Origin of the sequence: Acidiplasma sp. MBA-1, from assembly GCF_000949015.1 — an archaeon.
GTDB lineage: Archaea > Thermoplasmatota > Thermoplasmata > Thermoplasmatales > Thermoplasmataceae > Acidiplasma > Acidiplasma aeolicum.
Genome location: NZ_JYHS01000004.1, coordinates 22,479 through 35,928 on the forward strand (window position 1 = coordinate 22,479; position 13,450 = coordinate 35,928).

Sequence of the window (13,450 nt, forward strand, 5' to 3'; positions counted from 1 at the left end):
TCATTTTAGCCTGTAAAGTTCAGGCCTGCGCTGTTCTAAAACAGGCATTTTACCCCTCACATCATTTATCCTGTTAATGTCCAGATCAGAATATATTATATCCGGTGCCTCAGCACATCTGTTTATTATAACACCTATTGGGTCTGCAACGGTGCTTATACCTGTGAAATCGCCCCCAACAAGATTGGAACTTGCAACATAAACCGTATTCTCAAGCGCCCTCACAGAAACAAGGTTAAGCCACTGCTCCTCCTTAACCGGGCCTGAAAACCACCCAGAAATTATGACTATTAAATCTGCGCTGTTTAATGAATAATTTCTGAATATTTCTGGAAATCTTATATCATAACATATTACCATTCCTATTTTAAAATCGTTAATTTTAAAAATATCAAAAGGGCCATTTCCATGTGAATATAGATCTGATTCCTTAAATCCAAAGGCATCGTATAAATGTGTTTTTCTATAGAAACTGGAAATGCCCGAGTATTTGTTTATATAAACTGCTGTATCGTATATCCTATTTTCATATTTTTCATGAATCCCTGTTATTATGTCGATTTTATATTTTTGTGAAATTTTTTCAAGGCTTTGTACATACCCACCATGAATGTTCTCGGCCTCATCTGCCGGTTTAATGCCTTTATAATAGCACATATAGTACTCTGGAAAGACAACGAGGTCTGCATGATTTTTGCTCGCCAGCCGGGCATAGTTCTCAATATTTTCAAGGCTTTTTTCCTTGGTTTTTGGAGGAGTAAGCTGCGTTAAGGCAATTCTTATCATAAATTAAAAATATATAATGGGATAAAAATTTATTTGTTTTCCATATCATGGTGTGGTTCATGTGTGGGCTCTGTAATCTCCTTTAATTGATTATTAATAAAGGCATTAATCGCATCCTTTTCATTTAGACCTCCCGAATCGTACAGTTTTATTTTATTTTTAACAAATCTGAATCCGGGACCTCCCATTTCAGACACTATAAGGTACCTAACATTTTTTTCAAGAATTGATTTAAGCATGTATATGCCCCTTGTCATGGAGGCCTTAAGGGCAGGGTTTTCGTATGATTCTATCATTTTTGCGTTTTTTCCATCAATGCTGTAAATATGGATTTCCATGCCCTCACCGGGCCCGGTAACCTCATCACCTGTTACAGGTACTGCAAGTAATTCTCCCATAAAGCATAATATGTAAATCACTTATATAAACATGCATCTATTCTGTAAATAATTGCAAAAAAATAAAAATAATGTTGAAATTTGATAAAATGGATGGACTTGAAAAACTTTTATGGTCCGTATCTGGTCTAACTGTTCTGCAGATGACGCTGGGTTTTTATCTTTCACAGATTTCAAACCCTCTCAATTCCAGAATGCTGTATGTTCATATAATTACCGGCACATTGCTTTTTATACTTGCATTAATATTAATTAAACCATCCGGAATTAATAAAAGGCTCAGGAATCTCTCGGTTGTAAATTCGGGATTAATTGTACTAACAGGCATAATTGGCTCAGGCTTTATAATTTTTAAAAATTCAACATTTTATTCCATATATATGCCATATCTACATTTTTTGCTCGCAATAGGAATTATCAGCAATTATGCGGTCATGCTGGGAATCAAAAGAACCCTTTAAAATCTTATAATTTATGGCCTGTCCTTTTGCAGTATTCCACATAAAAATCTGGGTATGATTCGTATTCTATATCATCATAATCATTTGCATCCATGAAGCCTTTCAGCCTTAGCAGGCACGAGTCACATTTTCCACAGGCCTTTTCCCTTCCATTATAGCATGACCATGTTAATTTATATGGCACACCAAGGCTTCTTCCAAGTTTTATTATATCACCCTTTGAAAGATACTGCAACGGTACCATGATTTTAAAATTTTCCTTGATGCCAAATTCTGTGCCAAGATTTAATGCATCATTCATAGCATTGAAAAATTCCGGCCTGCAATCTGGGTATCCAGAATAATCTATGGCATTTGCACCTATGAATATGTATTTTGCATTAATTGTTTCAGCATATGCGGCTGCAAGGCTCAGGAATATAGTATTTCTTGCCGGAACATATGTTACTGGTATATCATCTGAAATATCGTTTAAAGATCTTTCCGGGACCTCTATATCAGATGTTAGGGCTGACCCTCCAATCTGCCTCAAATCTATATTTAATATCTTTAGATCTAAATTATAGTACCTGCAAATTTCCCTTGATGAGTTTAATTCCTTTGAATGTCTCTGTCCATAATTTATGCTTAATGGGTATACCTTATAACCCATCTTTATTGCATATGCCATGACTGTTGGCGAATCCAGGCCGCCAGAGATAAGGCAAACAGCATTCATGTTATCCATGAAGCTTAATTATTATCATGTATAATAAAAATGTTATTTTTTTATCGCATATATAAGCGGCTTACCGGACAGACCATTAATAAGATTGCTGACCGCAACTTCCGCCATCTTTTTTCTGGTATTATCCGTTGCACTGCCTATATGCGGGGTTAATACAACATTATTCATTTTCAATAATGGATTATTATTATCAATTGGCTCTGTTTCGAAAACATCGAGTGCAGCACCTGCAATTATACCGGAGTTGAGGGCTGATATTAGGTCTTTTTCATTTATAACCTTTCCCCTGGTGCCATTTATAATAAATGCTGTTTTTTTCATCTTTTTAAATTTGGGCATGTCCATAAAATGGTATGTATCCTTATTATAATCGAGGCATATGAATAAAAAATCAGAATTTCTAAGAACATCATCCAGTGGCATAAAATTCGCATCAACATCATGTTTATGCCTGCTGTAATAAATCACGTCCATGTTAAATCCCCTTGCACGCCTTAATATTGCATTTCCTATCCTGCCCATTCCAAGAATTCCTGCAGTCGCGCCATGAACCTCGGCTCCAAGCATGAATTCAGGGTTCCAGCCTGATTTCCACTTATTTTCCCTTACAATTTTATCACCCTCAACAATTCTTCTGGCCGCGGCAAGCATTATGCCAAATATAAGATCTGCTGTTGTCTCTGTAAGCACCTCGGGTGTGTATCCTATTTTAATTCCCTTTTTTAGGGCATAATCAACATCTATGTGGTCATAGCCAACGCTGTAGGTGCTTATAACCTTTAATTTTTTACCCAAGTCTATTAAATTTTTGTCTATTTTTTCATTTAATGTGATTAAAATTCCATCAGCATTTTCTATATTTTTAAGAAGCCATGCATTCGCATCCTCACTTTCAGGCCTTCTTATGATGTTTATTCCATTTATTGAATCAATATAATTTCCAGGTAAATCGTGTGTAACAAGGACATTGTACATGTTTATGTGTAACCAAAATTATTATTTATTATTTTTTAGTTTCTTTTAATTCATTTTTTGTTTAACAATTAACTTTTAATATACAATTATAATTGGTAATTGATTAAAATTGAGTGTAATTACAGAATTAACGGTATATATAATAAAGCTTGTTGAGAACGTGATATTAAGCCTTGGGTATTCTGGTGTTTTTATACTGATGCTCTTGGAGGGCATGCTTTTACCAATACCCTCAGAGGTTGTCATGACATTTTCAGGCTATCTGGCATATTATGGTTTAATGGGTGGTTTTAATTCAATAATCAATGTCATTTTATTATTAATAATTGGCTCCGTGGGTGACCTTGTTGGTGCATTAATAGCATATGCAATAGGTAAATATGGCGGTGACCCATTCATTCTTAAATATGGAAAATATCTGATGCTCAAGAAGGATACAGTGGACAGGACAAAGGCATGGTTTGCCGCCTATGGTGAGCTTTCTGTTTTTACCACAAGATTTTTACCTGTTTTCAGAACATTTATTTCAATACCTGCTGGCATGGCACTGATGAGCCTTAAAAAGTTCTCATTTTTTACACTCCTTGGTGACCTGATATATGATGCAATACTGATATATATTGGCATAGTCCTTGGTTCCAGGTGGGAGGTCATACTAAAATATTTTGACCAGTTTTCATATGTTGCAGTCATCATCTTTATTGCCATAGTAATTTATGTTTATCTCAAATTAAGATCAAGGAATATAAAAACTTTAAAGAATGGGAAAACAAATAAATAATATATTAGTAAACTATATAGAATATTATGTTTTCCGATTCACCTGAAATTGTTAATAAATCATTTAATTTTCTTCTTGTTTCAAGGGCAACCAGGAGTGCTGCCCTTATTTTTGTGACATTATCCCTGCCATTATATTTACATTTATTGCATTATTCCTTAATTTTTATAGGACTTTTATATGTGCCAATTACACTATTTAATATTATTTTAATATTAATACTTGGCAGGGTGGGTGATTCCATAGGATATTCAAAGGTTCTTTTATTAAGCGAGATATTTCCTGTTTTTGGCCTTTTATTAATTACCGTCTCAACAAACATTTATTTTATTGCCACCGGTGCAATCATAGCCGGGATAACAGGTAGTGCTGGCGGAATGCGTGGTGCCTTCTCACCGGGAATGACTGCATTTGTGGCAAATAACTATCCGGATGAATTGCAGAGGGTAACAAAATTATCACTGCTCACGGCCACAGCATCGTTTTTCTCAATATTTGGCGGGATATTCCTTGGCCTTTATACATTTCTTTCGAGGATTACCGGCGCGTTAATGTTCTACAGAATATTCTTTGCAATATCGCTGATTTTAATTATATCATCTGCACTTGCACTTTCAAGGTTAAGGGAATATAAAAGGCCCAGGAAGACCACAAGGGTCATGAAAAAGGAGAGCTTTTCATACATGCTTAGAATAATAATACCAAACAGCCTTAATGCAGCGGCCATAGGAATAGCCATGCCGTTGCTTCCATTATGGTTTGAGCTTAAATATCACATAGGGGCAGGATATGTTGGTGATATATACACCATATCGTATGCTGCCACTGCACTTGGGTCATTCATATCCGGCAGATATTTAAATGGTCATTTTGATGGCCTTAAAATAGCATCCCTTGCGAGAATTCTTCAGGGATTATTATTTGCAGTCATAGCCTTTGTGCCATTTTTATATATAACTGCAGGAATATATATTATTAGAATGGCTGTGGCAGGGATAGGATCACCATTGAGGGGCGCAATAAATGTTAGGGGAATAAATAAGGAGGATTATGGTACATCCACAGGCATACAGGGTGTTTCCGGAAGGGCATCGCAGCTTACAAGTGGGTCATCTGGATATTTAATGGATTTTAACCTTGCATTTCCGCTTCTAATAGGGGGATCAATACAGGCCGTTGGTGGGGCACTGTATTACATTATGGTTAAAACATGGAGGCCGGGAAATGTTGCAGGCCTTAAAAAAACAAAAGCCTGAATTTTAATAAAATAATTTTTTTATTTCCGGGTCAAGATTTATTGCACCAAGGCATAAAACCTTATTTTTATCCGAATCTATGACTGTCATTGATGCATTTTTTATATCTATGCCAAAGCTGTCATCCTCTGTCCAGCCAAGGTAATATGATGCTATTGCCCTTATTGGGTCTGAATGCGATACAAATATGTATTTTCCGTTAAAACTATCCATTGCGGATTTTACTCTTGATATCATGTCATCCCAGTCCTCCATCCCTATTAAATTCCTTATGCTGCCTGTTATATGTGAATTCGGATACAGCGGATTTGTAAACTCATTTATCTTCTTTTCCTTGGCCCTGCCAAGATTTACCTCTATAAGCCTTTCATCAGTTTTAACATCAATATTAAGAACTTCACCTATGATTTTTGCAGTTTCAAATGCCCTTTTTAATGGGCTCGATATTATTCCGTCTATTTTTATCCCGCTTAACTGCTCTGCAGTTCTTCTGGCCTGTGCCATTCCCTTTTCTGTTAATCCGCTTACATCACTGTCCCCGGAAAGGACTCCGAGCACATTTATATTGCTCTCCCCGTGCCTGATAAAAATATATTTTCCCATTAATTGCATATAACATCGGTGTTAATATTTATTTATAATTATATTTAAAAACGTAAAATCTTTATATACACAAAAAATAAGCGCTAAATGAAGGGGAAACAAAAGGCCATCATTTCTGCAGTAATAGCAATAATAGTAATTTTATCAGGCATTTATTATTTAACTGTTGATGAATCGCATTTTGGTTTTCCAGATTCAGGCGATGCAGGGCATATTGTTGGTTCAAAACTTAATGAAACAAAAATAGAAACATCAGGCCCGGGAATAAATTTTATAAAATCTGAGCATGTTGAATATTATAATACTTCAAGCAAAAATATGGTATTAAATATAACGGAATTTGAGGACAACAGCTCAGAAATAGCTCATAATTCATATATTTATGACATACATTTATATAATGTAACCTATGGCTATAAAATTATTAAAAGCAATGCAACATTAAAGGGATTTAAATACACGGAATTTTATTCTATAGGCGATATTCTGAGCATTGGAGAAAAGGGTAATATGCAGTTTATTATAAATTTATATTTAACAAATAATACATATTATTCAAAGCCATCAATATATACCAGTGAGATAAATGCCATTTCAAATATTACAATAAATCAAATGGCAAAAAGCCCATTTTAAATAAAATTAAAAAATTATAAAAAATTATAATTCAAATTCATGCCCGTTGAATGGAAGCACAAAGTTATATTCAGGTATTGCCTCCTGAAGCTTTTCCCTCTGGTCTCCATGGCACAGCACTATTGTTTCCGGGTCAATCTCCTTAATGAATTTTACCAGATCAGAATGACCTGCATGGGCTGATAAGTCAAAGAAATCAACCTTCATTGCCGGCTTAATTGTTGCGCCGGCTATTTTTATGGTACCGTTTTCCATGAGGCTTCTGCCATTTGTGCCGTCAACCTGGTATCCTGTAAGGAATATTGCGGATTTTGGGTCCTGTGATAATGCATCGATATAGCCTAAAACTGGGCCACCGTCCAGCATTCCTGATGTTGTTATAATTATATCTGCCTCCTCAAGGGCCTCCTTTCTCATTCTGTTATTCCTTACCTGTATTACCCTGCCCATGGATTTCCTGAACAGTTTCGGATCCCTGAGAAATCCTGGTGTGTCCATGTAAATTCTTGATATGCTGTTTCCCATTCCATCAACGTATATTGTGTAATTCATGTCCCTTAAAATCATGGCCATTTCCTGCGTCCTTCCTATTGCAAATGTGGGAAGAATTACCTTGCCGCCATTGTCTATTGTCTCCTTTATGCTATCCTTAAGCCTTTTTATGACCTCATCCCTGTCCTCATGATCCCTTCCTGCATATGTGCTTTCCATTATAAGTATATCTGTTTTTACAGGCTTTGCACCCTTTAAAAGGTTTGTATCCCTTGTGTATAAATCCCCTGTTATCATAAACGATTTTGAATCCTCGAACCACCACATGCTTGATCCGGGGATATGGCCTGCTGAATATGCCTTTGCAGTAAGATTGCCAACCTCAAATGGCTCTCCATAGTTTGCTGTTACAAGAGAATTAAATAAATTGCTTATATCATCCTCATTGTACATCTTTGTATAATTTTCAAGGTTCATTATCTTTAATGAATCCTTTAAAATTGGAACTATGCTGTTTGCAGTCATTGCCGTTGCATGCAGGTTGGCGCTGTAACTATGGTAGTATACGGGTAATGCGCCAGTATGATCCAGATGCGCATGCGTTACAAATATGTCATCCACCTTTTCTGGTGGTAATGGGTACTCTGGTGGCTTTTCTGGCTCTATGCCGTAATCCACCATTATCCTGCTCTGCTTATCCTCTATTTTTATTGCCAGTCTTCCGACTTCCTCGGCACCTCCGAGAAATTTTATTTTCATTTTTTTCACCTCTATGCCTTCGCATTTTCTAATCTCAAAGAACAGTTGCAATTTCTTTGATCGTTAATTTTAGGAATAACATTATATAATATATCTGAAACCTTTTTTTCATTTTCCTTCATAATATTCATAACATCAGAGGCCTCCACTGCAGTATCAGACCATGCATCATAATCTGTAACAGTGGCTATCATGCCATAGCACATTGATAATTCCCCTGCTAGATTTATTTCTGGAACAAGCGTCATGCCTATTATATCACCAAATGTATGAAATAATTTTGATTCAGCCCTTGTTGAAAACCTTGGGCCCTCTATGCATACATACGTTCCGGAACTGTGTATATTATAATTTAATGATTTTCCGGTTTCATATATTTTTCTGCTTATCTCCGGGCAGAATGGGTCTGCCATTGATATATGATAAACATCCGGGCCATCATAAAAGGTTAAATCACGCCTTCTTGTCAGGTCAATAAACTGATCGGGCACAACGATATCGCCAGGGCTGTAGTCCTCCTTTAAAGAGCCAACTGCATTAAGCCCAATAATTCGCTCAACGCCAATATGCTTTAATGCCCATATATTTGCCCTGTAATTGACCCTATGCGGTGGAATTGTGTGCTTTTTACCATGCCTTGGAATAAATGCAACCTCAACACCATTTATTCTTCCAATCTCGATCTTATCTGATGTTTTGCCATATGGCGTATCAACATCAACAGTCTCAGTTTCCGTCATTAATGTGTAAAGGCCACTTCCTCCTATTATGCCTATATATGTCATTATGTATCCCGTTAATTTATATGCTATATTGTGAAATGCTATTTATTAATTTCTTATTTTTTATGATTATATTTTTAAAATTATTTTAATTTTTTTATTAAATATCTGTTTATTCCTGACCCATACTGGGCAGCTTTTTTATTCCTGTTAAATATTGAATCCGGAATGCCAATATTTTTTGCTATTTCCCTTAATATTAGCTTATTGCTTTCGCCATTTATATTAACATTCCTTGTTATTTTCGAACGTAATTTTAAAATTTCCGGGCTTAAATATGGGGTTATCAATTCCTTATCGTAATACTCCGCCATCTTCTTCTCCCTCGGCAGTGTCACATTAAATAATCTGTTAAGGTAGGTTTCATTTGAAAGCCTTGGGTTTTCCATAAATTTATGATATCCATAGAATATCTCATCTGCGCCCTGGCCTGTTACAACATATTTTTCTGAAATAAAATCCATTAAAATGAACAACACGAGCTCATAGCCCATTTCCATTCTGCTTATATTCTTATCTATTTTTAATAGCTCATCAATGTATCCGTCAATGTTTAAATCATCAAGATAAACTTTTTTAACATTAACATTTAACAATAGTTCCGATTTCTGGGCATTTTCAATATCCCTTGATGCCCTGAATCCCAGAGTGTATGGAATAAACCTGTAATCAGATATTGCAAGAAGAAGCGATGAGTCAAGCCCGCCTGAAAACGCAATGGCACACGATTTATCCTTTAAAGAGTCCATATAATTTTTAAGTGCGGCATATACATCTCCAACCAGGCCTTCCATAACAATTAATTGTAAATCTGTATATAAACTTAAAGTTATTTGAATATTTAACTGAATTATAAACATATAATTTAATAAATTATGCTGTAAAACATTTAAAAATAATTATAAAATTTTAATGCCAAACTTTATAATTATTCATGCATTTTACTGTTAAAATGATAAGGGTAATGGCTACCGGGGTATTTGATATAGTGCATCTTGGCCATTTGCATTACCTTCAGGAATCAAAATCCTTTGGTGATTATTTAATGGTTGTTGTTGCCTCAGATTATACCGCAGCAAAGCATGGCAAGAGGCTTATATTCAATGAAAATGAAAGGCTTGAATTAATAAGGGCATTAAAGCCCGTTGATTATGCTGTTGTTGGCCACAGCAGTGACAATATTTTCAAAACGGTTGAGGAATTAAAGCCTGATATAATTACACTTGGTTATGACCAGAATTTTGATGAGAATTATATAGTTAATGAATGCAAAAAACTGGGATTAAATGTAACCGTTAAAAGGACATCAAAATATGATGGCATAAATAACAGTTCATCAATTATAAGGAAAAAAATTCTGGAAACACTTTAATTCTGCTTTTTATTGCTTGCCTCCTCGTACCTCTTCTGTATAGTTTCCTCCAGCTCCTTATATTTCTCCTCAAGGCTTTTTTGCTGATTTTCAAGCGTTTTAAGCCTCATCTGGCTTAACTCCTTTTGTTCCTCTAGGTCCGATACAAGCTTGTTCTTATCATCTATTTTATATAGTACCGGCCCAACGTTTTTATAAATGGGTGTGCCGTCCTTTACGCTGGAAAGCTCCTTTAATGTTCTGTCCAGCTCCTTAACCTTAATGTCAAGCTGATACCTCTGGTTTGCTATCTGCTCTATCTGGGCCTGTATATCCTGTGCCTGCTTTAACTGATTCTGCAAATACGCATTTATATTTGGTTCTACCATTTTTCTACCTCCATTACCTTTTTGGCAACATTTAAAACCCTTGAAATTGAGGAAAGGCTGGCACGCATGGAAGAAACATCAGGTGATTTTATTGTAATGTAAAAGCTGGATGCGTCCGAATTTAAATTTATTTCAGACCTTCCAAAGCTGTACTCCAGTTCTGGTTCCACAGATTTTATGTAATTCTCATATTTTGTTCTTTCAAGGGTTATTGTAACCGTGAACATCTTTATAACTTAATGATTTATTCTTATTTAATAGTTTATAATAAAATTAAAATGTAATTAGGGGCTTAATCACATTGTCTGTTTTTTTGTCCATCATTTCAAAGGCCCGATCAGCATCATCAAATTTAAATCTGTGTGTTGTTAATTTTGTTGGGTCAATCCTTTTATTTTCGAGAATTTTCATGAGCCTCTCCATTCTTAATCTCCCACCAGTGCATAATCCTGTTGTTATTGTTTTTTCAGCCATGCCATAGCCCCATCCATCCCTCGGTATGGGCACGGAATCACCATGGGAATGATAACCTATGTTTGATATTGTTCCCCCGGGTTTTGTTACATTAATTGCATTTGCGAATGTAACCGGAGAACCTAAAGCCTCAATGCTGGAATCCACACCGTTGTTGCCCGTAAATCCCATTATGGATCTTACAGCATCCTCCTTTTTAAAATCCACTATATTATCGGCACCATAGTATTTTCCCAGTTCTATTCTTGCCGGCACTGTTTCCACAAGTATTATACTGCCAGCACCAAGCATTCTGGAGCCTGCAACGGCCATTAATCCAACCGGGCCACCTCCAAATATTGCAACATCACCCCCGAGTGGTATGTGTGCATTCTCTGCACCCATAAAACCGGTGGACATCATATCGGCAGCATATACTGCAGCCTCATCTTTTACATTATCCGGGATTTTTGCCATGTTGGCATCAGCATCATTAACATGGAAGTATTCAGCGAGGCTCCCATCCTTGGTGTTTGCGTATTTCCATCCACCAAGTGGAGAATTTGACTGTGATGGATGCCCCATCTGGGCTGCAAGGGAGCCCCAGTCGGGTGTTATGGCACCAACTATAACCCTGTCACCAGGTCTAAATGATTTAACATGGTCACCTATTTTGTAAACCGTTCCAACCGCCTCATGCCCCATCGTTAGATTATGCCTCTCACCTATGGCACCATGGAGTGTATGTGTATCCGATGTGCATATTAATGCATGGGTTGTTTTTATAATGGCATCATAGGGCCCGAATTCAGGTACTGGCTTATCCATAAAGCCGGTTTCATCTATTTTTTTCATAACAAATGCTTTCATAATAATTATAAAAGGAATTGTTATAAATATATTTATATATGGAAATAATATAATATTATTTAATTAATTTTTAGTTAATATTATAATTTATATATAAATAGTATATGAGATATATTGTCATATAATAACAATTAACGTTTAATTTAATTATATGTTTTAATGTATATTGATATAATATTTCTTATACTTATGTTCATACAGGAATTTATTTATTCAATAATTATTTAATATATTTATGTCACAGAATGCTGTTCAGGTCAAAACGCCCTGGGGCAATATACGGTGGTCAGCATTTTATGCCGCATGGGGAGGCTGGGTTCTTGATGGATTTACAACCTTCGTTTATGCATTTATAGATCTGGCCGCAACCAGATATTTACTTCCCGCCACAGGTATAAGCCTGAGCCTTACATCATTTTTCCTTGCAGCATTTTTTGCAGTATTTCTAATAGGATGGGGCACATCATTTATTTTTGGCCCGCTTGGTGATAAATACGGAAGAATAAAAATACTATCCTTAAGCATCATCTTATTTGCCGTTGGGTCTGTTCTGAGTGGTTTATCAACCAATGCATATGAATTTATGGTCTTTAGATTCCTGACAGGTCTCGGGATTGGTGCAGAATGGTTTTCAGGCGGAACCACAGTTGCAGAGGTTTTCCCTGAGGATAGAAGGGTTATGGGAGCTGGGCTTTTCCATACGGGCTTTTACTTTGGATTTTTATTTGCCGCACTGGCGGAGCTTGTCCTTGAGCCATTTATTGGATTCCGTGGAATGCTTATACTTGGAGGGCTTCCTGTAATTTTCATAATTTATGTAAGGTATAAAACAAAGGAGCCTGAAAAATGGGTTAATGTTAAAAGGGCTGCCAAAAATTCATTGAAGGCCAGGGAATCATTTTATTCCATATTCAAAAAAGGTTATGCAAAATCCACTGTAATAGCATCCCTAGTTATGTCTGCCGTTATACTGGGACTTTACAGCGGTACTGTGTATGTCCCAACAATAATTGAGGATATAACAGCCAAAATTGCCATGCTTAAATATCCCGTTGTATATTATGTTGCAGCTGGTGGTGCAGAGGTGTCAGCATTTACAATAATTGGATGCATACTAATGCCATTAATGGCGGAAAAACTTGGAAGGAGAATAACATTGATAATCTTTCTGGTGCTTATGACCATCAGTGTTGTTCTTATTTACGATATAATATTCTATATGAACTCATTATTTTATCTTTATCTGGCAATACCATTGCTTGGCCTTGGGGGTGCTGACTTTTCGGTATTTACCCTCTGGAGCCCTGAGCTTTATCCAACAGAATTTAGAAATTCAGGCTTTGCAGCAATAACCACCTTTGCAAGGTATTTTGCCGCAGCACTGATATTCATCATAGGTTATCTCGCGCTTCTGGTTGGGTTTGGCCATGCCGTGGCATACACCGCCATAGGATTTGTGCTGGTGATGCCTCTTGTATTTTTAATGAAGGAAACAAGAGGCCAGAAACTTCCAGAAAAAATACTCTCAGGCGTTAAGGATTAAATTTTTAAATTATTTTTATTTTATTTATCAAATTAAATAGCAATACTGTGGTATATTATTAATGGTTTTATTAAAAAATATGTAAATTTTTTCATAAAATTATTAAAATAAATATATTTTATACCATATTTTTTAAAAAAATACGAAATTTATTAATTTATTGATAAATTTTTATGACATAGCTTATA

Annotated in this window: 17 protein-coding genes; 6 read left to right on the forward strand and 11 right to left on the reverse strand. The window is 35.9% G+C overall.

Annotated elements, in window-relative coordinates; genetic code table 11:
- Both TZ01_RS07555 and TZ01_RS07560 read right to left on the reverse strand, forming a co-directional pair.
- Entirely contained in the window at positions 1–786 is a 786-nt protein-coding gene (locus TZ01_RS07555) for a carbon-nitrogen hydrolase family protein (protein ID WP_048102219.1), read from the reverse strand.
- Between the two features lie 29 nt (positions 787–815).
- Positions 816–1,184, reverse strand: a complete 369-nt coding sequence (locus tag TZ01_RS07560; RefSeq protein WP_048102221.1) for a NifB/NifX family molybdenum-iron cluster-binding protein — start codon at positions 1,182–1,184, stop codon at positions 816–818.
- A 71-nt stretch (positions 1,185–1,255) separates the two neighbouring features.
- Between TZ01_RS07560 and TZ01_RS07565 the strand changes: the two genes are divergently transcribed.
- Positions 1,256–1,645, forward strand: a complete 390-nt coding sequence (locus TZ01_RS07565; protein ID WP_231563445.1) for a trehalose synthase — start codon at positions 1,256–1,258, stop codon at positions 1,643–1,645.
- A gap of 4 nt (positions 1,646–1,649) precedes the next feature.
- Here the strand turns inward: TZ01_RS07565 and queC are convergent, their stop codons facing one another.
- Together queC and TZ01_RS07575 are read right to left on the reverse strand one after the other, a co-directional pair.
- On the reverse strand, positions 1,650–2,372 hold the full coding sequence (gene queC, locus TZ01_RS07570; RefSeq protein WP_197065869.1) for a 7-cyano-7-deazaguanine synthase QueC: 723 nt from the start codon (positions 2,370–2,372) through the stop codon (positions 1,650–1,652).
- A gap of 33 nt (positions 2,373–2,405) precedes the next feature.
- The gene (locus TZ01_RS07575) at positions 2,406–3,347 is read right to left on the reverse strand and encodes a D-glycerate dehydrogenase (RefSeq protein WP_048102222.1); all 942 of its coding nucleotides are present in this window, start codon (positions 3,345–3,347) and stop codon (positions 2,406–2,408) included.
- Positions 3,348–3,456: 109 nt separating this feature from the next.
- Here TZ01_RS07575 and TZ01_RS07580 point away from each other — a divergent pair, with 109 nt between their 5' ends.
- Complete coding sequence (locus TZ01_RS07580) at positions 3,457–4,128, forward strand: DedA family protein (RefSeq protein ID WP_048102224.1); 672 nt, start codon at positions 3,457–3,459, stop codon at positions 4,126–4,128.
- 26 nt (positions 4,129–4,154) lie between these two features.
- Complete coding sequence (locus tag TZ01_RS07585) at positions 4,155–5,384, forward strand: MFS transporter (RefSeq protein ID WP_048102225.1); 1,230 nt, start codon at positions 4,155–4,157, stop codon at positions 5,382–5,384.
- Positions 5,385–5,387: 3 nt separating this feature from the next.
- On the opposite strand, the gene TZ01_RS07590 is transcribed toward TZ01_RS07585, so the two are convergent.
- Entirely contained in the window at positions 5,388–5,987 is a 600-nt protein-coding gene (locus TZ01_RS07590; protein WP_048102226.1) for a histidine phosphatase family protein, read from the reverse strand.
- An 87-nt stretch (positions 5,988–6,074) separates the two neighbouring features.
- Here TZ01_RS07590 and TZ01_RS07595 point away from each other — a divergent pair, with 87 nt between their 5' ends.
- Positions 6,075–6,623, forward strand: coding sequence for a hypothetical protein (locus tag TZ01_RS07595; protein ID WP_048102228.1), 549 nt, complete (start codon positions 6,075–6,077; stop codon positions 6,621–6,623).
- Positions 6,624–6,647: 24 nt separating this feature from the next.
- On the opposite strand, the gene TZ01_RS07600 is transcribed toward TZ01_RS07595, so the two are convergent.
- The 3 genes from TZ01_RS07600 to TZ01_RS07610 form a co-directional block, all read right to left on the reverse strand.
- On the reverse strand, positions 6,648–7,874 hold the full coding sequence (locus TZ01_RS07600) for an MBL fold metallo-hydrolase (RefSeq protein ID WP_048102269.1): 1,227 nt from the start codon (positions 7,872–7,874) through the stop codon (positions 6,648–6,650).
- An 11-nt stretch (positions 7,875–7,885) separates the two neighbouring features.
- Positions 7,886–8,659, reverse strand: coding sequence for an S-methyl-5'-thioadenosine phosphorylase (locus tag TZ01_RS07605; RefSeq protein ID WP_048102230.1), 774 nt, complete (start codon positions 8,657–8,659; stop codon positions 7,886–7,888).
- Positions 8,660–8,739: 80 nt separating this feature from the next.
- Complete coding sequence (locus TZ01_RS07610; protein ID WP_048102231.1) at positions 8,740–9,450, reverse strand: asparagine synthase C-terminal domain-containing protein; 711 nt, start codon at positions 9,448–9,450, stop codon at positions 8,740–8,742.
- 158 nt (positions 9,451–9,608) lie between these two features.
- Here TZ01_RS07610 and TZ01_RS07615 point away from each other — a divergent pair, with 158 nt between their 5' ends.
- A complete protein-coding gene (locus TZ01_RS07615) occupies positions 9,609–10,028 on the forward strand; it encodes an adenylyltransferase/cytidyltransferase family protein (protein WP_048102270.1) in 420 nt (139 codons plus the stop codon).
- Here the strand turns inward: TZ01_RS07615 and TZ01_RS07620 are convergent.
- The 3 genes from TZ01_RS07620 to TZ01_RS07630 are packed head-to-tail and all read right to left on the reverse strand — an operon-like array spanning position 10,025 to position 11,719.
- The gene (locus TZ01_RS07620; protein WP_048102233.1) at positions 10,025–10,396 is read right to left on the reverse strand and encodes a prefoldin subunit beta; all 372 of its coding nucleotides are present in this window, start codon (positions 10,394–10,396) and stop codon (positions 10,025–10,027) included. The genes TZ01_RS07615 and TZ01_RS07620 overlap by 4 nt on opposite strands.
- Positions 10,390–10,623 carry a KEOPS complex subunit Pcc1 gene (locus TZ01_RS07625; RefSeq protein WP_048102234.1) on the reverse strand — a complete coding sequence of 78 codons (234 nt, stop codon included), beginning with the start codon at positions 10,621–10,623 and terminating at the stop codon, positions 10,390–10,392. Before TZ01_RS07625 ends, TZ01_RS07620 begins: the two co-directional genes overlap by 7 nt.
- A 46-nt stretch (positions 10,624–10,669) precedes the next feature.
- The gene (locus tag TZ01_RS07630) at positions 10,670–11,719 is read right to left on the reverse strand and encodes an NAD(P)-dependent alcohol dehydrogenase (protein ID WP_048102235.1); all 1,050 of its coding nucleotides are present in this window, start codon (positions 11,717–11,719) and stop codon (positions 10,670–10,672) included.
- Positions 11,720–11,954: 235 nt separating this feature from the next.
- Here TZ01_RS07630 and TZ01_RS07635 point away from each other — a divergent pair, with 235 nt between their 5' ends.
- Entirely contained in the window at positions 11,955–13,262 is a 1,308-nt protein-coding gene (locus tag TZ01_RS07635; RefSeq protein ID WP_048102236.1) for an MFS transporter, read from the forward strand.
- Positions 13,263–13,450 lie beyond the last annotated feature (188 nt).

Bases quoted from the DNA above. Each gene is read 5' to 3' on its own strand.
- TZ01_RS07555 (WP_048102219.1), bottom strand. From the start codon at position 786: ATGATAAGAATTGCCTTAACGCAGCTTACTCCTCCAAAAACCAAGGAA.
- TZ01_RS07560 (WP_048102221.1), bottom strand. From the start codon at position 1,184: ATGGGAGAATTACTTGCAGTACCTGTAACAGGTGATGAGGTTACCGGG.
- TZ01_RS07565 (WP_231563445.1), top strand. From the start codon at position 1,256: ATGTTGAAATTTGATAAAATGGATGGACTTGAAAAACTTTTATGGTCC.
- queC (WP_197065869.1), bottom strand. From the start codon at position 2,372: ATGGATAACATGAATGCTGTTTGCCTTATCTCTGGCGGCCTGGATTCG.
- TZ01_RS07575 (WP_048102222.1), bottom strand. From the start codon at position 3,347: ATGTACAATGTCCTTGTTACACACGATTTACCTGGAAATTATATTGAT.
- TZ01_RS07585 (WP_048102225.1), top strand. From the start codon at position 4,155: ATGTTTTCCGATTCACCTGAAATTGTTAATAAATCATTTAATTTTCTT.
- TZ01_RS07590 (WP_048102226.1), bottom strand. From the start codon at position 5,987: ATGGGAAAATATATTTTTATCAGGCACGGGGAGAGCAATATAAATGTG.
- TZ01_RS07595 (WP_048102228.1), top strand. From the start codon at position 6,075: ATGAAGGGGAAACAAAAGGCCATCATTTCTGCAGTAATAGCAATAATA.
- TZ01_RS07600 (WP_048102269.1), bottom strand. From the start codon at position 7,874: ATGAAAATAAAATTTCTCGGAGGTGCCGAGGAAGTCGGAAGACTGGCA.
- TZ01_RS07605 (WP_048102230.1), bottom strand. From the start codon at position 8,659: ATGACATATATAGGCATAATAGGAGGAAGTGGCCTTTACACATTAATG.
- TZ01_RS07610 (WP_048102231.1), bottom strand. From the start codon at position 9,450: ATGGAAGGCCTGGTTGGAGATGTATATGCCGCACTTAAAAATTATATG.
- TZ01_RS07615 (WP_048102270.1), top strand. From the start codon at position 9,609: ATGATAAGGGTAATGGCTACCGGGGTATTTGATATAGTGCATCTTGGC.
- TZ01_RS07620 (WP_048102233.1), bottom strand. From the start codon at position 10,396: ATGGTAGAACCAAATATAAATGCGTATTTGCAGAATCAGTTAAAGCAG.
- TZ01_RS07625 (WP_048102234.1), bottom strand. From the start codon at position 10,623: ATGTTCACGGTTACAATAACCCTTGAAAGAACAAAATATGAGAATTAC.
- TZ01_RS07630 (WP_048102235.1), bottom strand. From the start codon at position 11,719: ATGAAAGCATTTGTTATGAAAAAAATAGATGAAACCGGCTTTATGGAT.
- TZ01_RS07635 (WP_048102236.1), top strand. From the start codon at position 11,955: ATGTCACAGAATGCTGTTCAGGTCAAAACGCCCTGGGGCAATATACGG.